This window comes from Legionella sp. MW5194 (genome assembly GCF_016864235.1).
In the GTDB taxonomy this organism is placed as follows: domain Bacteria; phylum Pseudomonadota; class Gammaproteobacteria; order Legionellales; family Legionellaceae; genus Legionella_C.
This window is the reverse complement of the sequence record NZ_CP045732.1, coordinates 484,776-510,753: the sequence shown is the minus strand read 5'-3', so window position 1 is coordinate 510,753 and position 25,978 is coordinate 484,776. Positions and strand designations below refer to the sequence as shown.

The window sequence follows — 25,978 nt, the reverse complement described above, 5'->3', positions numbered from 1 at the left end:
TATAGATCATAATGAATACTTTTTGATTTAATTTTGTTGAATTGTTTTTTGGCAGGCAAATGCTGGCTTTACCAAGCCCTTAGAGATAAAAAATAGTTCATATAAAACAAAAATAAACCATGATTAACTGGCAACCACTGATCAAATATTATACACTTATGCTTAGTGAATAAGGCTGGGAGAATTCATCATGAAAGGGATCATTTTAGCACCAATTATCATGGGCTTAACGGCCTGTGGTTACGTCAATACCTCTGTTAATGATTATGTCGTCACCAGGCCATGTTGCGGCACAAACTACGTGTCCAGTGCCTGTTGCCCCACCACCGTCGTCAGACCCGTTGTCAAACGATGCTGCACGTCCGTCGTTACTACACCGGTCGTGACCAACAGCTGCTGCGGCTCCACTGTTGTACGCAGTACGCCGGTTTACAATTCAGTAACCTACATTGAACAGGAACCAATGGATACCTACACGGACATCTCCGCAACCTCCATTGATTATGACTATTACTAACAGCAAAATCGGGCTTGCGCGGAAATAGCGCGCAAACCCGTTGATTTAGCCAAACGTAAGGCAAACTTAGGCTATCAATCGAGACTCGATGCAATGGCCTGCAAGAGGTTTTGTAAAAATAAACCGGCCTCATCCTCACCGAACAAGCGTGGGTTGAAGGCCAGTCCCAATCGGTCTCCCAATGGACTGCTTCGCACCATCAGATTCAATTTTTCAGGGTTAGGGTAATTCCAAATGGTAACTTTCCTTTCGCCTTTTTCAAGGAGAGAGGGAATCAGGTAATCGGCTGACTGAAACAGCCGGCTTCCCTGATCCACTTTGTATTGATTGAAAATAAACGGCGGTTGCCGATAATTCATGGTGGTCATGTCCTCATTCAGAAATGCCTGCTGGTACTGATCAATCAATTCAATAACCCTCATCTGGGTTTGCTTTATCTGATTAACCAAATCGAGCGAATCATCAATAGGAAGAACAGCGGGGATATTATCAGCGAAATACCCTATCCGGGTCTGCTGCGCCTTAATCAGTCGGTTGGATTTGACGAGACTGATGTAAACTGCCTCCCGTCCGGTAAGGGCAGCCAACGCCTTACAGAACAGGTGAAGATAAAAAGCATAGCTTGAAAACTGATTTTTCTGGCAGAACGCCAGGATTTTTTCCGTGAGTTCCCGGGGGATTTGCTGATAAACAGCACCACTCATAAACTGGGGCTCCTGACTACCGTGCGGCAGCCAGTCGCCGTCTGAAAGCAGCGCATTGGTTTTTGCAAGGTAACGGGCATAGTCGCTGCGATTTTGATGATAAGCCGATTGTTCCTGTTGATGGTAACTTACATAATCCGCGTCTTTTGCGGCACTGTCCACTGCCTCATCGACTGCGTCATACCATCGTTCAAGCTCTTTAAGAAAGAGTTCAGCCCCCACGCCATCACAGACCAGATGATGCAGTTTGAAAAATAAAATCCTGTTTTTCTGGTCCTGTTTCGGCACCAGCAGACAGGCCTTAAGCAACGGCGGTTTTTCTGGATCAATCGGTTCAGCCAACAAGCCGCCTAAGGTTTCATCAAGATTCGTGGTGTCAATGCGCTGGATAGGCAGGGCCGCATCAGGGTGGATTTGCCATTGCAAGCCGTGATTCCCCTCGCGGAAAGAGACACGTAAGGCCGGGTTGTTTTCAATGGTTTTTTGCAACGCCCTGTTCAATTGAGGCAAGTCCACAGAAGAATCCAGGACTTTGAATAAGGGGATGGAATAAGGTAAGCCATTCGGGTGGTTTTTTAGTAATTGCCACAGGTTAACCTGCAAGGCAGACGCTTGATGACTGCGCCTGTTTTCCAGGGCATCCTGGTTAAAAGAGCCTGCTTCCTCATGGCTCTGCAGATAAGCCAGCCACTTATCCAGCAAGGCCTGAGCCGTTTCTTTTTTAATTTTATCCGCGCGGTATTTCAGTGCGAATTTTAAGTGATTTTCAGCCAGGGACACTTTAAACGATAACAATCGTGGCTCGTCACCCCATAAATAATTCTGCACATTGCTGGTTTTAAGAATGGTCATGGGCAGGCTGGTTTTAAGATTCAATTCAATGCCACGCTGAAAATCAAACGAAATCATGGGTTTTTGCAAGCCGAGAGTCTTTAAAAGAGTCAGACGGAAATACTGCTTGTCTTCCAATGATAAAATCTGCTCCTGCAGTAATTGGCTGTGGGTAAAAATACTGGTTTCGTGCCTGGATGTGATGACCACATCATTGGATGTATCGCCAAAAACCGTGGTGAACTCACCGTTTCCCCGACCGGAGAAAAAGACAACAATACCCAGCTGTTGCTGTTGGAAAGTGGCAAGCAACACCTCAAACAGGTTAGCCAATAAAAAATTACTCATGGACAAATTGTGCTTTTCAAGTACCGTTATGCTGCGTTTTATTTCTTTAAGTGGCAGGGATTCAGCGAGGATGCGTGCCTCCATCGGCTCGTTGGTTTCCGTGGCGAGCGGCACGGTCACCGGCATGGCTTTAAGCCTTTGATACCAATGGGTTTTCAATTCCTCATTCAAGGCAGGATAGATCGTATCCCATTGCCAGGCAATGAACTCGCCATATTGCGGTGGTTTTCCATCGAGCGTTTCCCCTTCATAGGCTCGACAGGTTTCATGGATAAACGACGTCACCGTGTAGCCATCGCCGATGAGATGATGAAAATTAAGCAGCCATAAATACCGTCCCTCTTCCTGCTTAATGAGCCGGGTCCGGATTAATGGGGCTCTGGTCAAATCAAACGGCAGGCGGCAAAAAGCGGCCACGTCCGCCTCATTGTCGGAATCCGCCAATTCAAGGTGAAGCTGACAGTCTTCATGAACCTGCTGATGGACCTGCCCTGACAGCTCATGAAAACTGCAGCGCAACACATCATGACGGGCTAAGACCTGAGAAAGTGCCTCCTGCAGCCTATTGCTGCAGATGGCGGTGTCAATGCGTATGGCGATTGGCAGATGATAAGCCTCTTGTTCAGGTGACGTTTTGATGAAATTCCATATTTCCTGTTGCTGCAAGGACAGGGGGGTTGTCCTTGCCAAACGGGGCCTACCCATAGTCTGCACCGGCAAGGCCTGATTATCCTGCAGTGCCTGTTGAATTTTTTCTGCCAACTGTGCGGCGGAGGAATAAGTAAAAATGTCTTTGGCCGTCAGGCATTTTTTTTGGTATTTTCGATTAAGCTGATGCGCCAGTTGCGCGGCCATAATCGAATCCATGCCCGCTTCAAACCAGTTGTCATCGATGGCTAAATCACCAGCTGCCACGCAAAGAATACCTTGCGCCGAGTTAAGAATATCCTCTGCGCTGACAGTCCTGGCATCACCCACCTCGCCACGGCCCACCTCACTGGCCTGAGCCGCTTCGGTAACTGAATCCAGCTCATCCAGGGGTTTTAAAAAATGCCCGACAATCAATTGTGGACAATCCATCGGCTGTTTAACAACGGATTGAAGCTCGCTTAAAGTGATGGGTGCGATGCCTCGCTCGGCTAAATAAGCGGTCAGTGCTTTTTCATTCTTTTTAAACAAGCCGGTGTTTTTTACCGGACCTAAAATCAACGACTGTGCGGCACGATGCTGATTACGGCGTAAAGAGATCAGTGCATTCAAATACGCATTGGCAGCAGCATAGAGCGCCTGGCCCTGGTTACCGAATAACGCGCTTAGGGAAGAAATGCAAATGAACGCTTTGAGTGAATAACCGAGGGTGGCCTGATGGAGATACCAGGCCCCCAGGGCTTTTGCCCTGAGGATAGTGCTCATTTCCTCTTCCGTGGTTTTAAGCCATGGCTGGTCAATGGTTGTACCGGCCGCATGAATGATTAGGGTCAAGGGGGGACAAGAGGCCGGCAGATTTTTCAGCAGTTTCTCCACCTCATCCGCCCTGGATACATCACAGCAACAATAATGCAACTGCAACCCCTGAGTCCTTTTTTGCTGAATAGCCGCCGACCATTCCGGTTCCGTTTCCCGACGCCCCACTGCAATCACCTGGGTTAAGCCAAGCGTAGACAACACCTCGATAAGCGCCTGCCCAATATCGCCGGAAGCACCGGTAATCAAACACACATCCTCTGTCGTGAAGTTAAACGCCCTCGGTGTTACCGCATTCAGCGGCCTGATTGTTTTGCGCTCGTAGCGGCCGGTTGCATCATAATGCAAGGCCCCATACGGCGTCTGCCGGGCGAATATAAAATCAAGCCCCGGACAGGCGGTTTCATCGGCTATCTGTAAACAACGCACCGGCCAGGCAGGGTACTCCTGTTTCACGGATTGGAGTAAGGCACCTAAGGCGGCGCCGGTCAGCGAGCTGTCCGTGGTTAATAAAAGCAGGGGTTTTTCCGGGCGATGCGTTAACAATTCCTGCGACAGCGCCATCATGAACGCCGTTTCCTTTTCGATGTTCCCTGCCTCTTTAAAGCAGAGATAAACCAGGAAGTCAGCCTGTTTAAGACCGGTGACTAACGCACTTTTGGGTTGAGCTGCGCCGTGATAGACCAGAATGTGCGCATTGGCATTGTCCGATTTTAAAAAGCGACGGTAGTCATCCAGACGCTGGTTTTCATCCCATCCGATCAGTAAGACCTTGCCCTGCAAGGCGGGGTCTGGTTCGGGTTGCCAATCCAGCGTTTGCCACCCGGGCTCATAAAGGCAGGATTTCCAGGTGTTTTCTGCGGCATCCCTATCGGCATAGCGATTCCCTTCCGGCAACCAGTACTGTTTTTTGTTGAACGGGTATTTAAGGAGTGGCTCGTCAACCCAGGTCTGATGTTTATCCAGTACCGACCAATGAATGGGGAAGCCTTTCAGGTATAAATGACCCAGGGTGGTCAACAAGCCTGGCCAAGGCCTTACACAATCGGAAACGGCGGCTAATCCAAGCACATCATCCATGCCCTGCAGTTGGGAAACAAGCACCGCTTTAGGGCCAATTTCCAAAAAAAGTTGCATGCCCTTATCACGAAGGGTCTTGAGCCCCCGATGAAATTCCACCGGTTGCAGCATGTGGCGGCACCAATAATCCGCGTTGATTTCGCCCTCCTGCAGTTCAACGCCGGTGACATTGGATATTACGGGGATTTTGGCAGACTTGTAATGAATGGCGGCGGCCATTTTGGCAAATTCCTGAGCAACAGGTTGCATCAGGGGTGAATGGAAAGCATGCGAAGTGGCCAGTTTCTTACAGCGTAAATTGTGTTGCTGACAGGCCAGCTGACAGGCGGCTATGGCTTCATGCGTGCCTGACACAACCATTTGCTCAGGGCCATTCTTTAATGCAATCACCAGGTTGTCAATCGGTTTAATTAACGACTCGACCCGCGATTGTTCAGCAGAAACAGCCAGCATAGCCCCATCACCTGGTAATTGCGTAAACAGCATGGCCCGCTGGCAAACCAGCATCAGCGCCTCATCAAGCGACAGGATTTCGGCAAGGCAGGCAGCGACGTATTCTCCGAGGCTGTGGCCCAATAAACAGCGCGGCCGTAAACCCAAAGCCCATAGCCATTGCGCCAGGGCATATTCGTACACAAAAAGAGCCGGTTGGGCGTATTGGGTGTGATTGATATCGACTGACTCCGGGGTCTTCAGCAGAATTTCTTTCAGATCATAAGGCAGCCATTTTCGGGAAAGCAGGCAGCAGTGATCAATAATGGCTGCAAACTGGGGAATTGTGGCATACAACTGGGCGGCCACGTCAGGCTGTAAGCAACCCTGGCCGGTGAAGAGCCACGCCATGTCATGGGCTTCCGTCCCACTCCCTTCGTACCAGTCTTTGTCCTTTAATTTAACCAGCCATTGCGCCGTGTTTTCTGCCACAATGAACGCACGCTGCGGCAAATGCGCCCGTGCCGTCAAGAGTTGATGGCAGAAGGAAGCAAAATGGATGGCGTCTGCCTGTTGTTGCCCATAGGCAAGGTATTGGTTCAGGTAGGCCTGTAATGTGTCTTTGTCCTGAGCACTCACCACCCACAAATGGGTGGGGCGAGTCACTTTTTCAACCTTTGGCGCTGCGTTGGGCGCCTCCCCTAAAATCACGTGGGCATTGGTGCCGCTAAATCCAAATGAACTGACGCCGGCATAACGGCTTTCAATATGCCAGTCGGTCAATTGCCCCGGCACCTTCATGGTGTCCTGCTGATGCAATTTGGGATTAAATTGCTGCAGGTGGAGGTGAGCCGGGATTTGCCCCTGTTGAATGGCCAGGGCAGTTTTAATCAGTCCGGCTATTCCGGCCGCAGCCTCGAGGTGACCAATGCGCGTCTTTAATGAGGTGATATAAAGCGGCGTTTTGCGGGTGAGACCGTAGGTGCGGCGAATGCCCTCCCACTCGATGGGATCGCCTAATTCAGTCCCTGTGCCATGGGCTTCCACATGGGTAATCTGCTCCGCTTTAAGCTTGGCCCGCTGAAGTGCTGTTTGCATCACTTCCATTTGCGCCTGCAAATTGGGTGCTGTCAACCCATTACTCGCGCCATCCTGATTAACGGCACTGCCATGAATGACGGCATAAATGGTATTGCCGTTACGTAGCGCATCCGAGAGTTTTTTTAAAATGACAATGCCGCACCCTTCACCGCGTACATAACCGTCGGCGCTGATATCAAAGGTAGAACAACGATTTTTTGCGGATAACATGTTGCTTTTACAGAAAATAATGCTGCCTTCCGGCGCTAAAATCAGATTAATGCCCCCGGCGATGGCCAAGCGGCAATCGCCGTCCTGTAGGCTGCGGCAGGCCTGATGAACGCTCACCAACGAGGAGGAACAGGCGGTATCGATGGCCATGCAGGGTCCCTGGGTGCCTAAAAAATAAGCCAGACGCCCGGCAGCGGTTGAGAAACTGGTCCCCGTTGCTTGATAAAGGTTTAATTCATCAAGAGGGACCTTTTTGTGAATTAACTGATCGTAATCGTGCGTGCTGAGACCAATATAAATCCCTGTCCTGGAATTTTTTAGACTGTCAGGAGTAAGTTTCGCGTCTTCCAGGGCATGCCAGGTCACCTGAAGCAATAATCGCTGCTGCGGATCAAGGTAAGCCGCTTCCCGGGGAGAAATAGCAAAAAATTTGGCATCAAAATGGTCAATATGGCTTAAGAAACCACCGGCTGAACAGTACATATGGCCTTTTTTTTCCCGATCAGCGTCGAAATACAAGCGGTTATCCCACCGTTCCAGCGGGATGGGGGTGATGTTATCCGTGTTGCCCTTGAGATTTTCCCAGAACGCGGCGACCCCATCTAAGTTGTTTGCGCCCTGCCCTGGGAAAAGACAATGCATGCCGATAAGGGCAATCGGCTCATACGATGCTGTTTCTTCCTCCCCCACCTCGTGCCTTGCCTTATCCACAAGCTGCTCACTTAACCGGCTAATGGTAGGAAACTCCCAGACCAGCCATGGATCCAAAGGCTTTTTCAGGAAGGTTTCAAGCTCGCCCACCATGGTGACTAAAGCCACCGAACTTAAGCCATATTCAGCAAAAGCCCTGTGACTGTCAATTTGTTCCAGGGGAATTTTCATTTGCAGGGAAATCCATTGCTTCAACCAATGAATCACCTCATTCTCGTGCGGAAGCGGATTCAGAGTGATGTTGTTTTGAAGACTTTCCTGCGCGGGATGCAAACGGGCAATGACCTCCAATTCGCCTTGAAGGTAAGCATTTTTACAGGCCCTGCGCTGGATTTTACCGCTACTCGTTTTAAATATTTTTCGTGGCGGGATAAGCACAATGTCCTTGGGAACAATATCCACACTGTCAAATACCGCTTTTTTGATTTGCTGGAGAATGCGCTGATAAACGGCTTCATCAAGATCAGAGGTTACTTCCGCAACAATGACACAACCTTCAGACTGTTCATTATCGACCGCGAAAGCCGCCGCACTGTTCATTAATAACGCGGGATCACATTCATAACAGGCTGTTTCGATGTCCTGGGGATAAATATTACGTCCATTAATGATCAGTAGATCTTTGACGCGGCCGCAAACAACGAGTACGCCATCCTGGGTGACAAATCCCAAATCGCCTGTCCTTAGGAAGGGGCCTTCGCAGGTGTCGCTGGTCATCGCCTGGAAGGTTTCGCGGGTTTGCTTGGGATCGTTATAATAGCCTTTCGCCACGGAATCCCCCTGCACCCAGATTTCTCCCACCTGATTTGGAGGAAGCACCTGCCGTGTCGACGGGTCGACTATCCTTAACTGGTATGAATTCGTGATGCTCCCGCAACAAACCAGCTCTGTTTGTGATGACTCGTGGTTGCTCTCGGTAACAATGCCCTGTTCCCATGCACGTTTATCTACTTTTATAAAGCGCTTTTTTCTGGATTCAAACGAGATACAGAGGGTTGTTTCAGCCATACCATAACCCGTGCGCATCGTGTTTTTTGCCAATCCATACGGTGCAAGTAATTGCTCAAAGCGCTTCACTGTTTTGGGTTTAACCGGCTCAGCGCCGTTTACCAGGCAACGCACACTGGAAAAATCCAGGTGAAGACTGGATGCATCGGTCGCTGCCAGCGCATCTGCCGCCAAATCGTAGGCAAAATTGGGCGCCATGGTGTACGTGCCTTTCTCCTGACTGATGGTCGTCAACCAGAAAAGCGGATTTTTAATAAACGTCAGCGGTGCCATGAAAACACTGGTGGAACCAAGATACAACGGCAGCAGGGTATTCCCCATTAACCCCATGTCATGAAAAATGGGGAGCCAGGAGACGCATCGTTTTAATGTTCCTTCACCGACCAGGTCAGCCATGATGGCAAGATTGGCAACGATATTTCTGTGCGTAACAATAACTCCTTTGGGTGCGCCGGTGGATCCGGAGGTGTATTGTAAAAAAGCAGTCAAATCGGGACTGACAACGGGTTTTTCCCCTTCAAAATTAAGCCGTTTTTCCTGTAGGGTTTCGATAGCAAACAAGGTGCTGCTTTGAGGAAAGGCAAATTGATTGAGCTCGCAATACTGTTTAATCTGCTCTGTGGTTAAGACCAGCGACGTATGGGAATTTTCAATGATTTTTAACAGCCGATTTAAATGCCTCACCTGGCGGGGAGGATAGGCTGTGATGGCAATATTTCCAGAGTGTATTACCGCTAAAAAGGAAACGATGTATTCAATGCCTGAATCAAAAATTAACAATATCGATTGTTGGGTTAAAGGCAGGTTTCTTTGCTGCTGGGCTTGAAGTATGGCATCAGTTAAAGAGTCCACCTGTTCAGCAAGTTGCGCGTAAGTCAGCGTCTGGGTGCTTTTATAATCCTCTTTTAGAAATTTTAAGGCTATCTTTTCGGGTTGAGTTTGCGCATAACGAAGGATTCGATCAAGTAACAAGGTTTCTAACGGATTGACCATCATTAAAACCAAAACAAGACATAATGTTTAACTATAGAGCATTTTTGTAACGGAAGTTGATTCCATGTGATTCGGTTGCATAAAAGGCTCGATCACAGAATACGCTATAATCAATGCAGGTATCCGCAGAATCAACCGCTTAACCAGCAAGAGAGTAGACATGATTGAGCAGCCAGGTGACAGGCAACCGGTGGCTATTTTTGATTTTGACGGGACCATCACTCGAAAAAGCACCACCGTGCCGTTTCTGCGTTTTGTCTTTGGCCCGTCCGTCTTTACCAAAGCCGCGTGCCAATTGCACGCGTTGCTTTTATATCACTGCAATCGCATGGCGCTTGATGAGTTAAACCACCGCATCGTCCGCTCCTTTTTTACCAACCTCTCCCGGGATTATCTTTTTCAGCAGGGTCAACTGTTCTCGGACACCGTGCTGCCTTCCTTGATAAGGGACAGTGCGTGTCAACGGTTAAACTGGCATAAAAGCCAGGGCCATTATTGCATCCTGGCAACAGCGGCTTACGATTTGTACATGACGCATTGGTCCCTCAGTCATGCGTTCAATGGCCTGGTTTCAACAAAAATTGCCTTTGATGAGTACGGTCAGGCCACCGGGGCCCTGGAAGGAAAAAGCTGCAATGGCGAAGAAAAACTGCAACAGGTTCTTCAATTGATCGGTGATGCACCGCGTACGGTTTATGCGTATGGCGACAGCAGCGGGGATAAGGCCATTCTTGATTATGCGACCTATCCTTACTATAAGTACTTTAAATAATCAGTAAGGACCACGTGTTTTATGCTTAAACCGGAGGAACTGACCTTCATAACCCAATCTCTGGGGTTGCCACATCCACTCAACATCATCAAGCCGCTCGGTGGCGGCGATGTCAATTCCGCTTATCAGGCAACCTGCGGTTCAACACGTTACGTAGTCAAGACGATTAATAAAGCGAAGTACGTTCAGGATTACGCGGTCGAACTTGAAAAGCTGATGGAGTCACTTCGGTTTAGCGAGCAGATCGCTTCGCAGTTATCCGGGACAGGGCATGTGATGTCGGCCTATTTCGCTTTTGAGGATTGCCTTGTTCAGACGGCCAACGATTTAATTTTACTCTATCCTCAACTTGATGCCGTGGTGCGCGAAAATCAGGACCTGTCGAGTAGCCATGTGCGGCAAGTGGCTGCATTTCTCGCTCAATTGCACCGCTCGTCCTTGCAGTTTAATGAGGCCCTGGCACAGGAAAAATTGACTGTTTACAAGCAGATTGGCGAAAAAATCATAACCCTTTCGGTGTGGGATAAACTGTCATTCTGTACTCATCCCTCTTATTTTTTTCCCAAAATCAACACCCTCTCGACTTACCTCGTAACCCACAGGGATCCGCTACTGAAAGCCCTGAACGCCCTAAAAGGCACCGTCCTTTGTCATAATGATTTAAAGCCTAAAAACGTGCTTTGGGAAAACAATCATTTTTGGGTGGTCGACTGGGAAACGGCAGGGCTGTTTGATCAAACGGCCGATTACCTCGATACGCTGCTCGCCTGGTGTACGGTTTATGATAAACGAGGCGTGTCGCTGGATGAGACCAAATTGCAGGCATTCATGGAAACCTACCCTCTTCCGACGCAGAGCCCCCTGTTGGAAAGCCTCTCCATCGTTTTAATCAAATGGTATTTCTGGCTCGCCTTCTGTCTGAACAAGTTGATGACCAATCCCCGAAAATTCAAAAACAACCTGTGGCACATTCGCTACTCCATTCAATTTATTTGTTTTTTGATGGATGGGGCGGTTATTTCGAGGATAGAGAAAAAGGGAAATCCCAAGGTTTGTAACCCAGACTAGAGGAAGAAAACGTGATTGGTTTAGACCCTGTCAAGCAAACAATGGCCGTTGTCTTCCATGATAAGTTTCATGTTTTGAAACCCTTTGACCGTTATACTTATCACAATCTGATCTTCCACTAACGACATGCGGTCAGTGAAAAGATAAGTAGACAAGGGTGTGTCTAAACGTGCACCCACTACTTTTGTACCATGTATGATTAGTGAGTTTCCATCGTTAGACCATTGCAATTGCTTATGATCGAAATAAGTGACTTGCGGGCGGGTATTACTTTCCGAATATAAACTATCCCCCACAATAAATAGTTTATTGCCAAATTTGATGTATTCGGCTGTATTTTTAATGATAACGGTTTCTTCCGTTTCATAATCATTGAATGTGCACTTGCCTTTCCAGGTACCTGAAAAATCGATGAACGTCGTTTGTCTGGATTGACCAACAGCAACATCTGACGTATTGCTTTTAACTTTAACGGGGTGGATAGGTGTAAATGCAAAGGACAAATGGATCATACTACCAACTAATAAAACAATGCTTACCCCTTTTTTTGTGTTCATTGGAATCCCCGTTCGTCAATTGTTCGAGCTTATAGCAAGAGGAGGGTTGGGACCAGTATGTGTGGGAAAATAGATGGGAGTATGGATTCGAAATCTTTGTGGTGAATGATTATTATTAAGCGTATTTACTAAATGTCGCAAAAAACGGGTTAAAGATTAAAATAATACCGGCTTTATAAAAAAATGGATAAAGAATGACAGTGCCTGCTCCGCATAAAATAATGTTGTACAAATTAACCCACATAAATAATCTGAGTCTTCTAATGCAGCGAGGTGGTCTACATTCCCCCAATAATACACCGGATGATGGTAATATTTATCGAACTATTCATGATGCAACTGTACAAGCTAATCGAAAGATAACACCTATTCCCTGTGGCGCTAAAGGCACAGCCCATGATTACGTGCCTTTTTATTTTTGCACTCATTCTCCAATGTTGCTTCAATTAAAAACAGGGCAAGTTGCCGGATATACAGAAGGACAAGATCCACTAATTTATCTGGTTACTTCTTTAGATCTTATTATCTCCAATGGAAATCGTTATGTTTTTTCAGATGGGCATGGGTTGGCAACCTATACCGATTGGTATGATAATATAGATCATCTGGATAAAATTGACTGGGATATAATAAAACAAAAATTTTGGGCTGATACAGCGGAGGACGGCGATCGTCAACGGCGAAAACAAGCAGAGTTCCTGGTGTATTCGTTTTGTGATTGGTCATTAATAAAAAGTATAGCTGTTTTAAATAACCCAATGAAACAAAATGTAGAGACCATTATGGCAAATTATCCTTATCGAAATCATCCGCCAGTAGAAATTTTACCTAGATACTATTATTAATCTAGAGAACCATGAGAATACAATGATTGAATATGTAACAGGTAATTTACTTGAAGCGAATGCAGAAGCCCTGGTTAATACTGTTAACACAGTAGGTATCATGGGAAAAGGAATTGCATTACAATTTAAACAAGCTTGGCCAGAAAATTTCAAATCTTATGCGAAAGCATGTAAAGCAGGAGAAGTTGCTCCTGGAAAAATGTTTATTTATGAATTGAAAGAAACCTCTAGCCCTCATTTCATTATTAACTTCCCTACCAAACGTCACTGGAAACAAAAATCGCATATACAAGATATTAAAATTGGATTAGAAACCTTAATTGATGAAATAAAACAACGCGGCATACAATCAATTGCATTACCTCCGCTAGGATGTGGCAACGGCGGCTTACCCTGGACGGAAATTCGTCCTTTAATTGAACAAGCTTTTGCAAACATCCCCCAAGTGCAAGTAATGCTATATGCACCAAAGGGTGCTCCAGACGCATTCACTATGCCGATTGGTACAAACAAACCTCATATGACAGAAGCAAGAGCCCTTTTTATTAAACTAATCGAGCAATACTCTTCACTTCATTATCGGCTCACTCTGCTTGAAATCCAAAAATTAGCCTACTTCCTTCAGATAGCAGGTCAGCCCTTGCGCCTTAATTATAAAGCATCTCATTATGGCCCTTATGCTCACAATCTCAATAAAGTATTAGAAATCCTGGAAGGGCATTACATTCGTGGGTATGGAGACAGCCAGAAACCAGATGCCACCATTGAACTGCTGCCTGATGCAGTACAGGCAGCTAATAATTTTCTTGAGAAGCAATCTCAATCGATAGAGCATCTTCACTCTGTAAGTCAATTAATTGAAGGATTTGAAACTCCTTATGGCATGGAATTACTTGCAACCATTCATTGGCTAAATGATCAACAGAATGCCTGTGAGCTTCAAGAGGTAATTACAGGAATTCAAAGCTGGAATACTAGAAAAGCGCAACTAATGAAACCTCGTCACATCGAAAAGGCATGGAATCGATTAGTAGAACAAGGCTGGTTGGATACAACAAGACGGATACAATAATATCAATTCAACAAATTACCCATTGCTGCTAACATTCTTTCTTAACGAGCGCCACCACTTTCACAGGGTGCTTAAGACGATAATCATTCGGATGTAATAAATAAGTATCGTTATCCCAAACAGCCTGAAGGAGATAGATATGCCAATTTTAATTTTTGTCCAATACCCCTGAGGCCAGTTGCGTTTTGAGTAACTGGCAGGCTTCTGCAATGGAACAGGTTACTTCCCCACCTCCATAGGAACCATCATTTTCTAAAAACGAGGGTGGTATTGCAGGCGGTACTTCTGAAGCGGGGATTGCTCCCAGTTTTGAAACCACAGCATGGTTCTCAAACGCTTCGTCGTAAGCGCCAATGGTATAAACCTGACTGCAATCACTCGCCCAGGCATTGAACGACATTAAACCCATCGTTACCCATTGAAATAAAGAAATTTTCATTGTTTATACCCAATAAAATGCAGCCCAAAAATGGGCTCTGTTGAGCGATATGATAGAAAAGTTACCTCATTGCCAATTTAACGGAGTACTGCAATCGCCTCTTTACCTGAATGGTGATCGTCAGGCTTAGCCGTGACCAGTTGCTCTTCAAAGCCAAAATCCTTACAGATTTTCCTTACCAATGCGCGGGAATCCGTTTCGCGTTTTTTGAAAAAAAGCCCAGTCAAGGTATGGGTTTGTCGGTTCACTGACTCCTGGTGCTCAAGGTACCACTGCCGTAAGTCGTTTTCAGTAAACGTATCCGCGTTAAGGATTAATGCCTTAAGATCAGACATGGCGTGCCGTTTGAGCTGAGCCACTTTGGTGTTGATAAACCAGGTGCGAAATCCCGTTAATGTCTCTGATTTCAGTTTAAAGTCCTGGACTTTTCCTTTCGCGGCCAAAGCAGCGTCATGTTTTAAAGGAATGCTGTTGTTATAGATTTTATAAAACTGCGCTTTGATGTCTTTCTCTGGAATGCGGGGCGAAATGGCCTGGGCAGCTGTTGTGAACAGGGCTAATAGCGCGTCCTTTGATAAAGGGCAGGTTCGTGCACCTGTTGTTTTATCGCATTGACATAAAACAGTAAAATCGTCGCTCAGCTTGTTCAGTCGAAAAATGATCACCTCATTCTTTTCAAGTAACTTCTCTATTTCATCCATTAGCTCACTGAAATAGGGGTATACCACACTCGTTAAGGTGTAATTGCTTTGAAGCGCCTCGCGCAGAGTAGAAAGAACGGTGGAATTTTCAGCGGTTAAATGTTTGAAATTGATTTCGCTGGGGTTACCGCAAAGAGCCAAGGCCAGATTGAGTTGCTCTCCATGGCCGGAAAGCGCGGCAGCGACTAATAAAGCATCCCGAGCCTTCTTATCCATCGATAATGCCTCGAGGTGATTTTTTTTAATCCATCGCAATACCTCAGGGTTTCCCGATCGCGCGGCACAATGCGCAATCGTCCAGCCATCTTTGTCAATTGTGTTCAATAAGGCAGGCTTATTGTCTTTAATCCATTGCAAGGCCCCAAGGCTGCCCGACAAGGCAGCGTAATGCGCAATTGTCACGCCATTTTCGTCAATTTTTTCCAATAAGTCAGGCTTATTGTTTTTTATCCATTGCAACGCCGCAGGGTTTCCGGACACGGCAGCGTAATGTGCAGCGCCTTTTCCCTCTTTATCGAATTGAGAAAAAAGGCCTGGTCTTTGCGCCAGCACCTGATTCAATCGTTGGATATCGCCAGAAAAAGCAGCATAATGCGCCATGTTTACATCAAAATTGTCTTTTTGATCTACCTTTTTATACGTTGCTTCATCACCAAGAATCGCCAATAATTGCCATCCTTCCCTAATCCAGGACGTGTTGAAATGTTTTATTTTTCTAAACAGCACCTCGCATTGTTCATTAGTTAGAGCGAGAGGAATCAAATCCCGTTTAATACCTTTTTGGATGAGTTTTTCTCTGTAATCAATAGCGGCTGATGGCATGGCTGTCTCAATTGGTTTTGCGCGGGATTATAATACATAAAGAAATCCATATATACACCTTGGCCATCAATGTATCATTTTTATGCGAGCGAAGAGCTAATTTTCCAGGTTCTACACCAAGGGGGGCTTTATCTCACAACAATTTAGATATAGCCTGGATGAAATAACGTGAAATCCAGGAAACAATGAGCACAGCGAATTCATTTTAATAAGTATCTACTGGCTATCCATAGCATGTTCCAAAATGGAACATATGCCAATTACAATCATTGATAAATTTTAAATCAAATCTTGTAAACTTAGTTTACAAAAACTATAATAGCAATATGGGATAGAAGTAATGGTTAAAAAACCTTCTAAAAAAACCGACCAAGAGCTTTTTGCTTTGATTGAGCAGAAAATTAAAGAAAGAAACTATATCTTTGTAAAGCATGCAAAAGAAAGGCAGCAACAAAGAAATATTTCAGAGCTTGATGTGCTCAATATTTTAGAGGGTAAATCTGGCTGTGAGAGAAAAAGAAACAAAAGCAAGGATTCCTATGAATCCAACTACATACATGAAAAACCGCAGGATTGGAAATACTGTATTGAAGGCAACGACATAGATGGGAAAAAAGTACGAATTATTCTTACATTTACTTATGATCTGATGCCCATTATTACAGTGATCAATTTAAGCGAGGAGGAAACACCATGAAAACTAAAATTGAACCCACATTTCTTTACGAAGGACTTGGTTTTCCTATTGAGTTAGAAAATGTAACAATGATTAACATCAATGACGAATGGCATCCCAAAATTGATGTCCGCTACGTTGCTGATGAAATAATAAAAAAATTGGCCATCCAAGAAGAAAGATTAACGGGTAATCAAGTGAAATTCATTCGCTCCTATTTTTCCATGCCTCTACGTGAATTTGGTGAAACTGTGGTTCATGAATCGCATACCGCTGTCAGCAAATGGGAAAAATATGAAGATGAAATAACCAATATGAATGAAAACACCGAACAAGTATTACGACTCTATATTATCGAACAAACTCAGACTAAAGCTGATCAAAAGAATTTTTATTCGAACTTTAAAAGAAGCAGAGCGTTTGTAAATGCCAAAGGTAAAAAACCCAAACCACTTCAATTAAAACTCTGCGCATAAATTGGTTGCTACTGCAGCCGGTTACATTTTGTAACCGTGAAAAAAGGTTAACCAGCAAGAAATGCTGGCTTTATCTTTATGCTCAACAATTAAACTCGCAATTATCCACTCAAATATCCCATTACCGTTTGTCCTTACTCATTATGGATGAAATGGGTCTGAAATCCCGTACCACACTTTGGAGTTATCTCAATGGGTAATAAACTAAGCAGCGCACTTTAGTACACCAATTAATTAGACAGATGCCGGGTTATTCCTATGCAAGTAAGGCGGATATGAAACATATGATTAATCGCTGCATGAAAGACCTGCATGAATTAGGTTTTAAAGTTGGCCATTTAAATGGCCTAAAGCCGAAGGATATTATGTTCTTGTTAGATGAGCTCGCTAAACTCTGTTGTGATTAAGTGCATGGCCAAGTCCGTATATAAGCAACTGGATTACCTTGCTAAAATCGAAAATTAGGAACTATTGTAATAGTAATACTTACATATAGAGAAAAAAGATGGATTATATGGATGAATTGATAAACAACTTCCAAAAGAAAGCCAATAAATTTCTTGCTCAACATAATTACGATCTATCTTCTCAGAAGCTACTATATCACTACACATCACTTGAGAAATTTGAACAAATAATTGCAAGCAGAAAATTTTTGTTTACACATTATGAAAATTTGAATGATACCTTAGAACTTAAACATGGGTACCAAATATTTGAAAAACTTGTATATGAAACCAAAGTACCTGATGCAGATCATTATCTTAAAAATCTAAAAGCAATTTTACTTAATCATGAAATTGATTTTTATATTTGTTCATTTTCAGAACAAAATGATAATTTATCTTTATGGAGACTATATGGTGACGATGGATATGGAGTTGCTCTAGGAATAGACTCCAATTTCACTTTAGTATCAGAAAAAAAAGTTGAAAATCCAATTATTTGCGCTGCGATTTATAAACAGGCAACTTTTGAGGCTAACTTTAAAAAGCTCTGCAATAGAATCAATTCTATCACCAACTGTTCAAAATATTTGGTGCTTTCTGAATCGAGACAAAAAGAGGTCTTAAAACATTTGTATAGTCATTTATTTGTATATTGTTTTTCGATTTGTCTAGTAACAAAGCATGAGAGCTATCAACATGAATCAGAAGTAAGACTGCTTCTTAAAGATGGAAGGCTAAGTTACCCGAATGAATACCAAAATGGGTTTTATTTCTCTAAAGACAGATTCCATTTGAAGGGGAAATCTTTGGATAAAACTATTACTTTCTTAGACGATAACCTAGCAGTTAAGAAAAACACTGTTACTGTAAAAAATTCAATTTTATCTTCCACATTGGAGGATACTTTTTGAAAACAATTTATCTAGGCCCCAAGGTTCCAAAGGAAACAAAGGTTAACTATGAAAAATTATTAAAAAATACAATTTTGATACTACAAATATCAAAATTATAGAAACAGATCTTCCTTATCAATAATGCTGTTTTCTAGATAATTCAAAAATAAAAGTACACCTAGCAGATTTTTTTATTTTAAGAAGATTTACTACAAAGCTACAAATTACTAATTTTGGCTCTTTCTCATTTAAGGGGGCACTTTAATCAAGTTAGTTTAAACTAACCCATTGATTTAGCGATCGAAATGGAGATTAAAGTGCCGAAACATGATCTTATCTTAAATTTACCTGGCTTTTCCATAAAAAAAGTACGGGGTTATCAACCTTTGATATTGGAACTTTCTTACAACCGATTACCAAGATGTGGCCATTGTCAAAGTAAAGAAGTGCGCAAGAAAGATTCCTACATTCGTACTGTTCATCACGAACTAGTAGGTCACAGACGCAGTCTCTTACAATTCAAAGCCTATAAGCTTTATTGCAATCGTTGTCATCGTTATGGCAACCAGCAATTTCCTGGTATTAATAAGTATCAACGTTCCACTTGGCGTCTACAAGCCGCTGTTTTTCATAAACATACCTCGGGGATTTCTCAAAGCGAGTTAGCCAGTCTATTTAAGAAGGGTAAGGCAACCATTGAACGATGGTATCAACGCCACTATAAAGAACAAGATAAGGAGCGGACCAATGCATACTGCCCATCCGTTTTAGGAATTGATGAACATTTCTTTAACCGAAAACAAGGATTCGTTACAACACTCTGTAACTTAAGAAAGAATAAAGTATTTGATATCGTCAAAGGGCGAAGTGAAACCGACCTGGCCGCTTACCTCGCTGCTTTACCGGGTAAAGAGCGGGTTAGAGTCGTCTGCATCGATTTAAGCACTACCTATCGTTCCATCGTAAAAAGCATTTCCCCAACGCCAAAATAGTCGCTGACCGATTCCATGTCATTCGCTTAATGCAACACCAATGCATGATGACTTATAGGGAACTTGCAAGCAACGTCAAAAGCAATCGCGGCATCATGGCGCTCTTAAGAACCAAGCCTGAACGATTAACACCCTTAAAAAAAGCCAAGCGCGATGCTTTCCTGGCAGACAATCCAGCTATTGAAGCCGTCTATCAATTCCAACAACAGTTACACAATATACTCATGAAAAAAATGCTTACCAAGAACCGAGCACGTCAGTTAATCCCTCGCTTTTTGGAAATGCTCGACGAACTGAAGCAAAGCCCCTTTAAACCTCTAGCAGCTCTAGGTAAAACGCTCGATAACTGGTGTCATTCAGCATGCTAAAGGGACCGTCGATCAGCAGCTAATGGGACCGCCTAAAATGTCAAAACGGTACCTATCAAACTTGTCCACTTTTAGTTAATTATACATGTTATTTTCGCTTTTTTGTTTCTCGCTCTCCTCTGTAACTGGGACCATCTAATGTAACCCGATATGAATTATGTCTTAATCTATCGATAGTGGCTGCAGCAAGTAATCGATTAGGGAAAGCAGAACCCCATTCGCTAAAGTCCAGATTGGATGTAATGATCGTTGATGCACGCTCATATCTTTCCGAGATTAGGTCGTGAAAATCCTCATCCTGGGGGTTGCGTAATGGTCTTAGTCCAAAATCATCGATGATTAGTAGTGGCATTTTCACCAGTTCTGAGAACTTTTATCAAATCGACCTGATGCTCTAGCTGCTTGCAACTCATTAAAGAGTTGATTTTGCGAAAGCCAGAGTGTATCGATTCCTCTTTGTATCGCACAATGAGCTATGGCTTGAGCAATATGAGATTTCCCTGTTCCACAAGGTCCTACGATGAGAATGGGAACTTTTTCTGCAATAAATGAACACGAGATTAACTCCTGTATTTGAGCGCGATTGATTTTAAGGTTAAAGTCAAAATCGAATGATTCTATCGTCTTGTCACCACGGATACGTGCACGCTTCATTCGTGTTCTTAATTTTTGTTTTCCCTTCCTAATAACTCATCTTGAAGCAGTAATCCCAGAAACTCAGGGTAGCTTAGCTTCTTTTCTATAGACTCACGGTTACGCAGCGGGATGTTCTCAGCAACATGCGATAACCGTAGTTGTTTTAACTGCGAAGATAGCTCGGGCATCGGGTTTATCATCATTTGTCTCCTGTTGTTTGTATTAGTGTAATAAGTGGGACGTATTCCGGCAGAACTTTCCCCCTACCGAATAGGGTTTGGCCAATGTTGTCGGTTCTTCCTCATGCGGTAAGGCTTGCTTTTCAGCCCCAACCTCTAGCATCGTCTTGATTGTTTTATAATGCACGCTTTGAAAAACAAGCGCTCTATGGCAAGCAGCCTCCAGACGGTCATCGCCATATTTTTTCCTAAGACCGAGAATGCTTTGTGCAGCCCGAAGATAATCTACGACTGAATCATTTAATAGTCCCTCAATAGCAATCACGCATTGGCTTCCAACTTCATGTGCTTGCTTTAGGCACCACTGGGCATCTCGCATCGAGTAAGCCAAAGCATTCGGTGGAAGGTGTTCTGGTATTGTATGTTTGGTGCCTGGTATTTCGAGTTTCGGATGGAGTGCTACCAGTTGATGATTGAAATACAGTCGGATAGTTGTATCCGTTGCTCTAAGCCAAAGCTCTTGCCGTGCGAGGCGATATGGACCTGAATATCGGCATTTCTTGTATTGCACATGGCAATCACCATGAAGCTTGACCTTTTCCCACGCCGCAAACTCGGGCGGATGGTTAGGCAGTTTTTTAAGAAGAGGTTGTTCAATTTCAAATAGAACCAAAGGCTTTTCATGAGTAGTGCCGTGGTTGCGCGCGCCAGCCTCTTGTATTAACCAGATCTTTAACTGCTCGTTCGCATCGTTTAAGCTTCTAAACTGGCGCAGTGGAACAAAGCGGTTTTTAACGTACTTAACCCCGGATTCAACTCGGCCTTTTTTCTGGGGATCATACGGAGGACATGGGGAAATAATAAAACCATAGCCTGATGCGCACCCCATATGCCTTTTGAACGCAAGGGTTGTGGTAACAAGCTTTCGTAATCGCACACTTCGCGTTATCTATAATTATTTTTTCTGGAACACCATTAAACCATTCAAAGGCACGCCGATGGCAGGCAAGCCATGTCTCAACATCCTGATGTAAGACCATTTCTGCATACATATGACGGCTCCAGGAGAGCACCATCACAAAGATCCAGGTCTTCTGTTCCTCTCCTTTGCCATCAGTAATTTTAGGTCCTTGCCCAAAGTCAACCTGTGCTGATTCGCCCGGTTTAAACTCTAATATCGTGGTGACCGCTCGTTGTTTTTCCTTGTAAGACTTGATATAGCGTTGAACAACGCTATAACTACTTTTAAAACCATGTTCTCGTTGTAAATGAGCATAGATAGTGCTGGCCTGAACGCCCTGTCTGGTCCATTCTTCAATCTTCACCCGGTATGGCTGTATGCTCAAAAAGCTATTGGCACTGCTCTTTTCAAAAATAACGCCAGTTCCTGTTCTGTGGGGATTGACTTATCCTTTTCTAACCAGCCTTGCTCTATCGCAATGTCACGCACCCTCCTAAGCGTTTTTCTATCGGCAAGTTTGTCACGGGACAGCCCTCTGAGCGTAGCGCCTTGACGCAATTGGCTAATAATAATGATATATTCGTGCATCTCAAATCTCCGGTTTGACATCCATTTCCCCATTTATGAATAAACAGAGAAAAATTATGTTCATTTTTAACCAAAGTTTGATAGGTGGGGTGGTCCCTTTAGCTGCTGACAGCCCGGTCCCTTTATGTGATGACTAGGTGGTCCCATTAAGTGCTAATGGGGTGGTCCCTTTAGGTGATGACAAAGTGGTCCCATTAGGGTGCTGAATGACAACTGGAAAGAAGAAGTTGTTTGTATGTGGCGATTTAGTAAATCAAATGGTATCACTGAAGGCTTTCATCGGAAGATGAAACTGATTCAACGTCGTGCTTATGGTTTTAAAAACTTTGAAAATTATAGAACAAGGGTTAGAGTACTATGCTGATGATTGAGTGCCCCCGTAATTGGGAAAGACCCAAAAAATGCTTACCAAGAACCGAGCACGTCAGTTAATCCCTCGCTTTTTGGAAATGCTCGACGAACTGAAGCAAAGCCCCTTAAACCTCTAGCAGCTCTAGGTAAAACGCTCGATAACTGGAAAGAAGAAGTTGTTTGTATGTGGCGATTTAGTAAATCAAATGGTATCACTGAAGGCTTTCATCGGAAGATGAAACTGATTCAACGTCGTGCTTATGGTTTTAAAAACTTTGAAAATTATAGAACAAGGGTTAGAGTACTATGCTGATGATTGAGTGCCCCCGTAATTGGGAAAGACCCTAAAAACTTTGAAAATTATAGAACAAGGGTTAGAGTACTATGCTGATGATTGAGTGCCCCCGTAATTGGGAAAGACCCCTAATTTTTAAGGGGATTTGATGGTCGGGACGGAAGGATTTGAACCTTCGACCACTAGCACCCCATGCTAGTACGCTACCAGGCTGCGCTACGCCCCGAACTGGATGGCAATAATACCGTGACTGGTGAGAAATAACAAGCCTTTCGTTGTTAAACGCCCGCGGGTCAGGCGGGCATTGTTATTCACTTTATTGCGTGCCTGATTGCCAGAATGCAATGTTGGCGCCGGCAGGATCCTTAAGGATAATAAAACGACCCATCTCACCTGCCTGGGTAATGGGCATGATGACCTGTGCACCCAGTTTTTCCGCCTTAGCCAAGGTCTTTTCCAGGTCATCCACCAGAATATACCCCATCCAGTGCGGCGGAATTTCCTTTTGCCGGTCATTAGGGATTTGCCAAAGGCCGCCAAACTCCTGATCACGGTTTTTTATCATCGTGTAGGTGAACTCACCCATGTCATGATCAGTGAATGTCCAGCCCAACAACTGGCCATAAAACGATTTAGCCGCCTCTTTGTCAGCAACAGCCAGTTCATTCCAGCAAAACTCCCCTTTCTGCGGTTGATTCATTTTTACCTCCTTGTGTTTGGATTAATTGAGTATAGTCAACGGCGCTATTTTTTGACGTTAGCCTTTTTAAGCATTAACAAACTCGGGTATGATGGAGTCCATTAAATTGACAGGTAACCGAGGGATCCTTATGCCAATTCAATTAACTCCGCTCCAACGCCGTTCCTGGGCCTCATCCCCCAGTGAGTTGTCTGCTTTTTTAATCAATATCAGCGAATTTATAATTGAAATTAGCAAACCCAAAGCACTGAAAGATAAAAAATCAGAATACACCCAGCTTTTTTCGCAGGTTTCCACTAAAATTCTGCAATACATCAGCAGTGAAAACTCGAACGCCCTGGCCCTTTCCGGTGCCTATTTTCGCCACCTTAAAAAAGAAGGGCTGATGTCCTGGACTGTGGCCGATAATAACGCATTAAATGCCTTGCTCGCCCCCTACCGGCAGGAAGCCAGCGCCGCAGTCTATCTAAACAGCTTTTGCACGGAAGAAAGAAGTGCAAGCGATGCTCATTGTGCTTTCCTTCGTACCATTTTATTCGCTGACCTTGAACCCTTGGTTGCCAAAAATAAACAGTTTGATGATTTTCTGGCATCCGCCATTAAGGTGATTGATTTTCTAACCACGCCCTATATTGTTCTTTTTGAAGAAGCGGAAACCCATAAAAAAACCACTTCCGGGACCGATTTACAGTGGAGCAGCATGCAAAAGGGCTTAAAAGGCGCACGGGATGCCCTTTTAAATATGATTCCCAAATCGGTCGCCCCATTTAAAAAGCCAATCAGCTCGAGGCTGCAGGCACAAACGGCGCAGATGGATAAGGATTTACAGATTTTTCAGTCCTGCCTTGCCGTGGAAAATGTCCGTCTGGAAACCCAGGCTCATTACCAGGCGCTCTCGGAAAAATACCAGCATTTGCAGCAAAGGCACGAGGAACTCGGCGTATTTATCCGTGCCCTCTTGAAAGAGCCGCTTGGAACAAACGCCACGCTTGAGGATTACATTCGCGCTTATGGCGAACACTGGCAGGCCAGTTACGAAAAACTGAAAGTGCAACAGTTTAAACAACAATACGAGGCCGCCCTGGCTGAACAGGAAAACTTGCGTAAGCAAATCAAAGAGCAACAGGCTGAAATTGAAAAACTGCTGCATAAAGCACCTAATCAGCCGCTGAAACAACCCCTGGAAGACTTAAAGGCGAAATGCGACAAGCTCGCCCAGGAAAACAAAGGCCTGATCGACAAAGCCGTTGAGCTCGCAAACGCCCAATCGTTGATGACACCTCAAAACAACCCGCAAAAAATGCCGTTCATTGCCTGGATAAAAAACCTGCTAAATCAATTAAAAACCTTTCAGCAAGCCCAGCTCCAGTCAGAAAAAACGATAGCCATCCTGAAACAGAACAATAAAGACCTGGCGGCACAAAATCAGCAGTTAAAAGATCAATTACAGACTGGAGTCGACAGTTCCCCCGCCGTGATGCACCTCCATGACGAAGCCGTGCCGCGCCTTGAAACCTGGGAAAGCCTGTTGCAGCAGCACTGCACGGGAACCAACAGCACCGGGGTGAAAGAGATCATGGCGGAAATTAAAAAACTGCAAAAAAAGGCATGGCCTGAAACGGAAAAGATATCGATGCTCAGCCTGAAAATGCGCGAAATCGCCGCATCGCGCAAAGACAGCCATTGGTCAAAGTCTCATTTTTTTGGTAAAGGGCGTCATCAGGGGGTACAAATGCTTTATACACTGATGGCGGATGAAGCGTTTTCCCTGCACAACAAAGCGTGTTGCAAGCAATTACAGGATTTATTCACTAAAACCCACTTTGTTTATGACAAAAAGGAAACCAGGGAGGAACAAAAGCCTCTGTTAATTCAATGATAGGAAATGAGGGGTTTCAGAAATAAGCATCACGCGTAACCCGGATAGGCCTTCAAGCCATCTCCGGGTTATCGAGCATTTATTCCTCAGTTTTGACTTCAATTTTCTTTTGTACAGCCATGGGCTTTTTAGGAATGGAAATTTCGAGAACGCCGTGCTTGTAGGTGGCACTGATTTGTGACTCATCGGCCGTTTGCGGCAGACTGAATCGGCGGTAAAACTGGCCCTGCACGCGCTCTACCCGGGAATAACCATTCTTTTCTTCCTTGCTTTCAAATTTTCTTTCGCCGCTGATGGTCAGGACGTTATTTTCGAGGGCAATATGGATGTCGTCCTTATTAACGCCAGGGAGATCAGCCACCACCAGGAATTTTTCCTTTTCTTCTTTGATATCAACGGCCGGAGCCCAGGTGCCTGTGTCCACAAAGGAAGAGTCTGCACCATTGTCGCGAAAGAAATGGTCAAAAATATTACTTAAATCTTTTTGCAAGGGATAATAACTACGTATGTTCATCATTTTCTCCTGAAAGTTTAAGAAGGGGTGATATTAAACATAGGGGTTGCTGTCAGTTTTTCAAGGGATTGGCAACAATTATTTAACAGGATTTGACGGGTACAGGTCCTGACTACGATTTGGGACTATTGACCAGGATATCATTGCCTATCTGATCGAGCGGATCACTTTCACCGGTGGTTTCATAGCCCGGGACGCCATCGCCCAACAAATCCACTTCGTCACCGCTGATAAACTGGTTCTGGTTTAATTCATTGCAAGAGTCTTCCAGTGAGAGTTCGTCGCCAAAATCCGGTTCCGGTTTAACCAGGGTATCCACGGTTTCCTTTTCAAGATTACTCATTCA

General features: G+C 44.5%; 18 protein-coding genes, 1 tRNA gene and 6 pseudogenes. 13 read left to right on the top strand and 12 right to left on the bottom strand.

What is annotated here, in order from left to right:
• The first annotated feature begins 190 nt into the window (after positions 1 to 190).
• A complete protein-coding gene (locus GH742_RS02400; RefSeq protein ID WP_133134152.1) occupies positions 191 to 517 on the top strand; it encodes a hypothetical protein in 327 nt (108 codons plus the stop codon).
• A gap of 74 nt (positions 518 to 591) precedes the next feature.
• On the opposite strand, the gene GH742_RS02395 is transcribed toward GH742_RS02400, so the two are convergent.
• Entirely contained in the window at positions 592 to 9,402 is an 8,811-nt protein-coding gene (locus GH742_RS02395) for a type I polyketide synthase (RefSeq protein ID WP_239005251.1), read from the bottom strand.
• A gap of 157 nt (positions 9,403 to 9,559) precedes the next feature.
• Here GH742_RS02395 and GH742_RS02390 point away from each other — a divergent pair, with 157 nt between their 5' ends.
• Positions 9,560 to 10,171 (top strand): HAD-IB family hydrolase, encoded by a 612-nt coding sequence (locus GH742_RS02390; protein WP_203455994.1) that lies wholly within the window; start codon positions 9,560 to 9,562, stop codon positions 10,169 to 10,171.
• A 21-nt stretch (positions 10,172 to 10,192) separates the two neighbouring features.
• Positions 10,193 to 11,239: an aminoglycoside phosphotransferase family protein gene (locus GH742_RS02385; RefSeq protein ID WP_203455993.1), complete on the top strand. Its 1,047-nt coding sequence runs from the start codon at positions 10,193 to 10,195 to the stop codon at positions 11,237 to 11,239.
• A gap of 20 nt (positions 11,240 to 11,259) precedes the next feature.
• Here GH742_RS02385 and GH742_RS02380 read toward each other — a convergent pair whose 3' ends face one another.
• Positions 11,260 to 11,796: a hypothetical protein gene (locus GH742_RS02380; protein ID WP_203455992.1), complete on the bottom strand. Its 537-nt coding sequence runs from the start codon at positions 11,794 to 11,796 to the stop codon at positions 11,260 to 11,262.
• A gap of 263 nt (positions 11,797 to 12,059) precedes the next feature.
• On the opposite strand from GH742_RS02380, the gene GH742_RS02375 reads away from it, so the two are divergent.
• Positions 12,060 to 12,641, top strand: coding sequence for a DUF4433 domain-containing protein (locus tag GH742_RS02375; protein WP_203455991.1), 582 nt, complete (start codon positions 12,060 to 12,062; stop codon positions 12,639 to 12,641).
• Between the two features lie 22 nt (positions 12,642 to 12,663).
• Positions 12,664 to 13,713: a macro domain-containing protein gene (locus GH742_RS02370; protein WP_203455990.1), complete on the top strand. Its 1,050-nt coding sequence runs from the start codon at positions 12,664 to 12,666 to the stop codon at positions 13,711 to 13,713.
• 28 nt (positions 13,714 to 13,741) lie between these two features.
• Here GH742_RS02370 and GH742_RS15830 read toward each other — a convergent pair whose 3' ends face one another.
• From GH742_RS15830 to GH742_RS02360, 3 genes are all read right to left on the bottom strand, one after another.
• Positions 13,742 to 13,852 (bottom strand): hypothetical protein, encoded by a 111-nt coding sequence (locus GH742_RS15830; RefSeq protein WP_370569541.1) that lies wholly within the window; start codon positions 13,850 to 13,852, stop codon positions 13,742 to 13,744.
• A gap of 9 nt (positions 13,853 to 13,861) precedes the next feature.
• The gene (locus GH742_RS02365; protein WP_203455989.1) at positions 13,862 to 14,152 is read right to left on the bottom strand and encodes a hypothetical protein; all 291 of its coding nucleotides are present in this window, start codon (positions 14,150 to 14,152) and stop codon (positions 13,862 to 13,864) included.
• A gap of 77 nt (positions 14,153 to 14,229) precedes the next feature.
• Positions 14,230 to 15,675 carry an ankyrin repeat domain-containing protein gene (locus tag GH742_RS02360; RefSeq protein ID WP_203455988.1) on the bottom strand — a complete coding sequence of 482 codons (1,446 nt, stop codon included), beginning with the start codon at positions 15,673 to 15,675 and terminating at the stop codon, positions 14,230 to 14,232.
• 340 nt (positions 15,676 to 16,015) lie between these two features.
• Here GH742_RS02360 and GH742_RS02355 point away from each other — a divergent pair, with 340 nt between their 5' ends.
• From GH742_RS02355 to GH742_RS15820, 5 genes and pseudogenes are all read left to right on the top strand, one after another.
• Positions 16,016 to 16,372: a DUF4258 domain-containing protein gene (locus GH742_RS02355; protein WP_203455987.1), complete on the top strand. Its 357-nt coding sequence runs from the start codon at positions 16,016 to 16,018 to the stop codon at positions 16,370 to 16,372.
• On the top strand, positions 16,369 to 16,827 hold the full coding sequence (locus GH742_RS02350; protein WP_203455986.1) for a hypothetical protein: 459 nt from the start codon (positions 16,369 to 16,371) through the stop codon (positions 16,825 to 16,827). Before GH742_RS02355 ends, GH742_RS02350 begins: the two co-directional genes overlap by 4 nt.
• A gap of 192 nt (positions 16,828 to 17,019) precedes the next feature.
• Positions 17,020 to 17,207: pseudogene (locus GH742_RS15825) on the top strand (integrase); the annotation flags it as partial.
• A 134-nt stretch (positions 17,208 to 17,341) separates the two neighbouring features.
• Positions 17,342 to 18,187 (top strand): DUF2971 domain-containing protein, encoded by an 846-nt coding sequence (locus GH742_RS02340; RefSeq protein ID WP_203455985.1) that lies wholly within the window; start codon positions 17,342 to 17,344, stop codon positions 18,185 to 18,187.
• A gap of 287 nt (positions 18,188 to 18,474) precedes the next feature.
• Positions 18,475 to 19,529 (top strand): annotated as a pseudogene (locus tag GH742_RS15820) (ISL3 family transposase).
• Between the two features lie 88 nt (positions 19,530 to 19,617).
• Here the strand turns inward: GH742_RS15820 and istB are convergent.
• From istB to istA, 3 genes and pseudogenes are all read right to left on the bottom strand, one after another.
• Positions 19,618 to 20,183: pseudogene (istB, locus tag GH742_RS15565) on the bottom strand (IS21-like element helper ATPase IstB).
• Between the two features lie 8 nt (positions 20,184 to 20,191).
• Positions 20,192 to 20,368: a hypothetical protein gene (locus GH742_RS02320; protein WP_203455982.1), complete on the bottom strand. Its 177-nt coding sequence runs from the start codon at positions 20,366 to 20,368 to the stop codon at positions 20,192 to 20,194.
• 19 nt (positions 20,369 to 20,387) lie between these two features.
• Positions 20,388 to 21,893 (bottom strand): annotated as a pseudogene (gene istA, locus GH742_RS02315) (IS21 family transposase).
• Between the two features lie 214 nt (positions 21,894 to 22,107).
• On the opposite strand from istA, the pseudogene GH742_RS02310 reads away from it, so the two are divergent.
• Together GH742_RS02310 and GH742_RS02305 are read left to right on the top strand one after the other, a co-directional pair.
• A pseudogene (locus GH742_RS02310) lies at positions 22,108 to 22,257 on the top strand (transposase); the annotation flags it as partial.
• A gap of 61 nt (positions 22,258 to 22,318) precedes the next feature.
• A pseudogene (locus tag GH742_RS02305) lies at positions 22,319 to 22,557 on the top strand (transposase); the annotation flags it as partial.
• 131 nt (positions 22,558 to 22,688) lie between these two features.
• Here GH742_RS02305 and GH742_RS02300 read toward each other — a convergent pair.
• Positions 22,689 to 22,765 (bottom strand) — tRNA-Pro (locus GH742_RS02300).
• 90 nt (positions 22,766 to 22,855) lie between these two features.
• Complete coding sequence (locus GH742_RS02295) at positions 22,856 to 23,239, bottom strand: VOC family protein (RefSeq protein WP_203455981.1); 384 nt, start codon at positions 23,237 to 23,239, stop codon at positions 22,856 to 22,858.
• A 130-nt stretch (positions 23,240 to 23,369) separates the two neighbouring features.
• On the opposite strand from GH742_RS02295, the gene GH742_RS02290 reads away from it, so the two are divergent.
• Positions 23,370 to 25,118, top strand: a complete 1,749-nt coding sequence (locus GH742_RS02290; protein WP_203455980.1) for a hypothetical protein — start codon at positions 23,370 to 23,372, stop codon at positions 25,116 to 25,118.
• A 79-nt stretch (positions 25,119 to 25,197) separates the two neighbouring features.
• Here GH742_RS02290 and GH742_RS02285 read toward each other — a convergent pair whose 3' ends face one another.
• The gene (locus GH742_RS02285) at positions 25,198 to 25,632 is read right to left on the bottom strand and encodes an Hsp20/alpha crystallin family protein (RefSeq protein ID WP_203456819.1); all 435 of its coding nucleotides are present in this window, start codon (positions 25,630 to 25,632) and stop codon (positions 25,198 to 25,200) included.
• 112 nt (positions 25,633 to 25,744) lie between these two features.
• A complete protein-coding gene (locus GH742_RS02280) occupies positions 25,745 to 25,975 on the bottom strand; it encodes a hypothetical protein (protein WP_203455979.1) in 231 nt (76 codons plus the stop codon).
• Positions 25,976 to 25,978 lie beyond the last annotated feature (3 nt).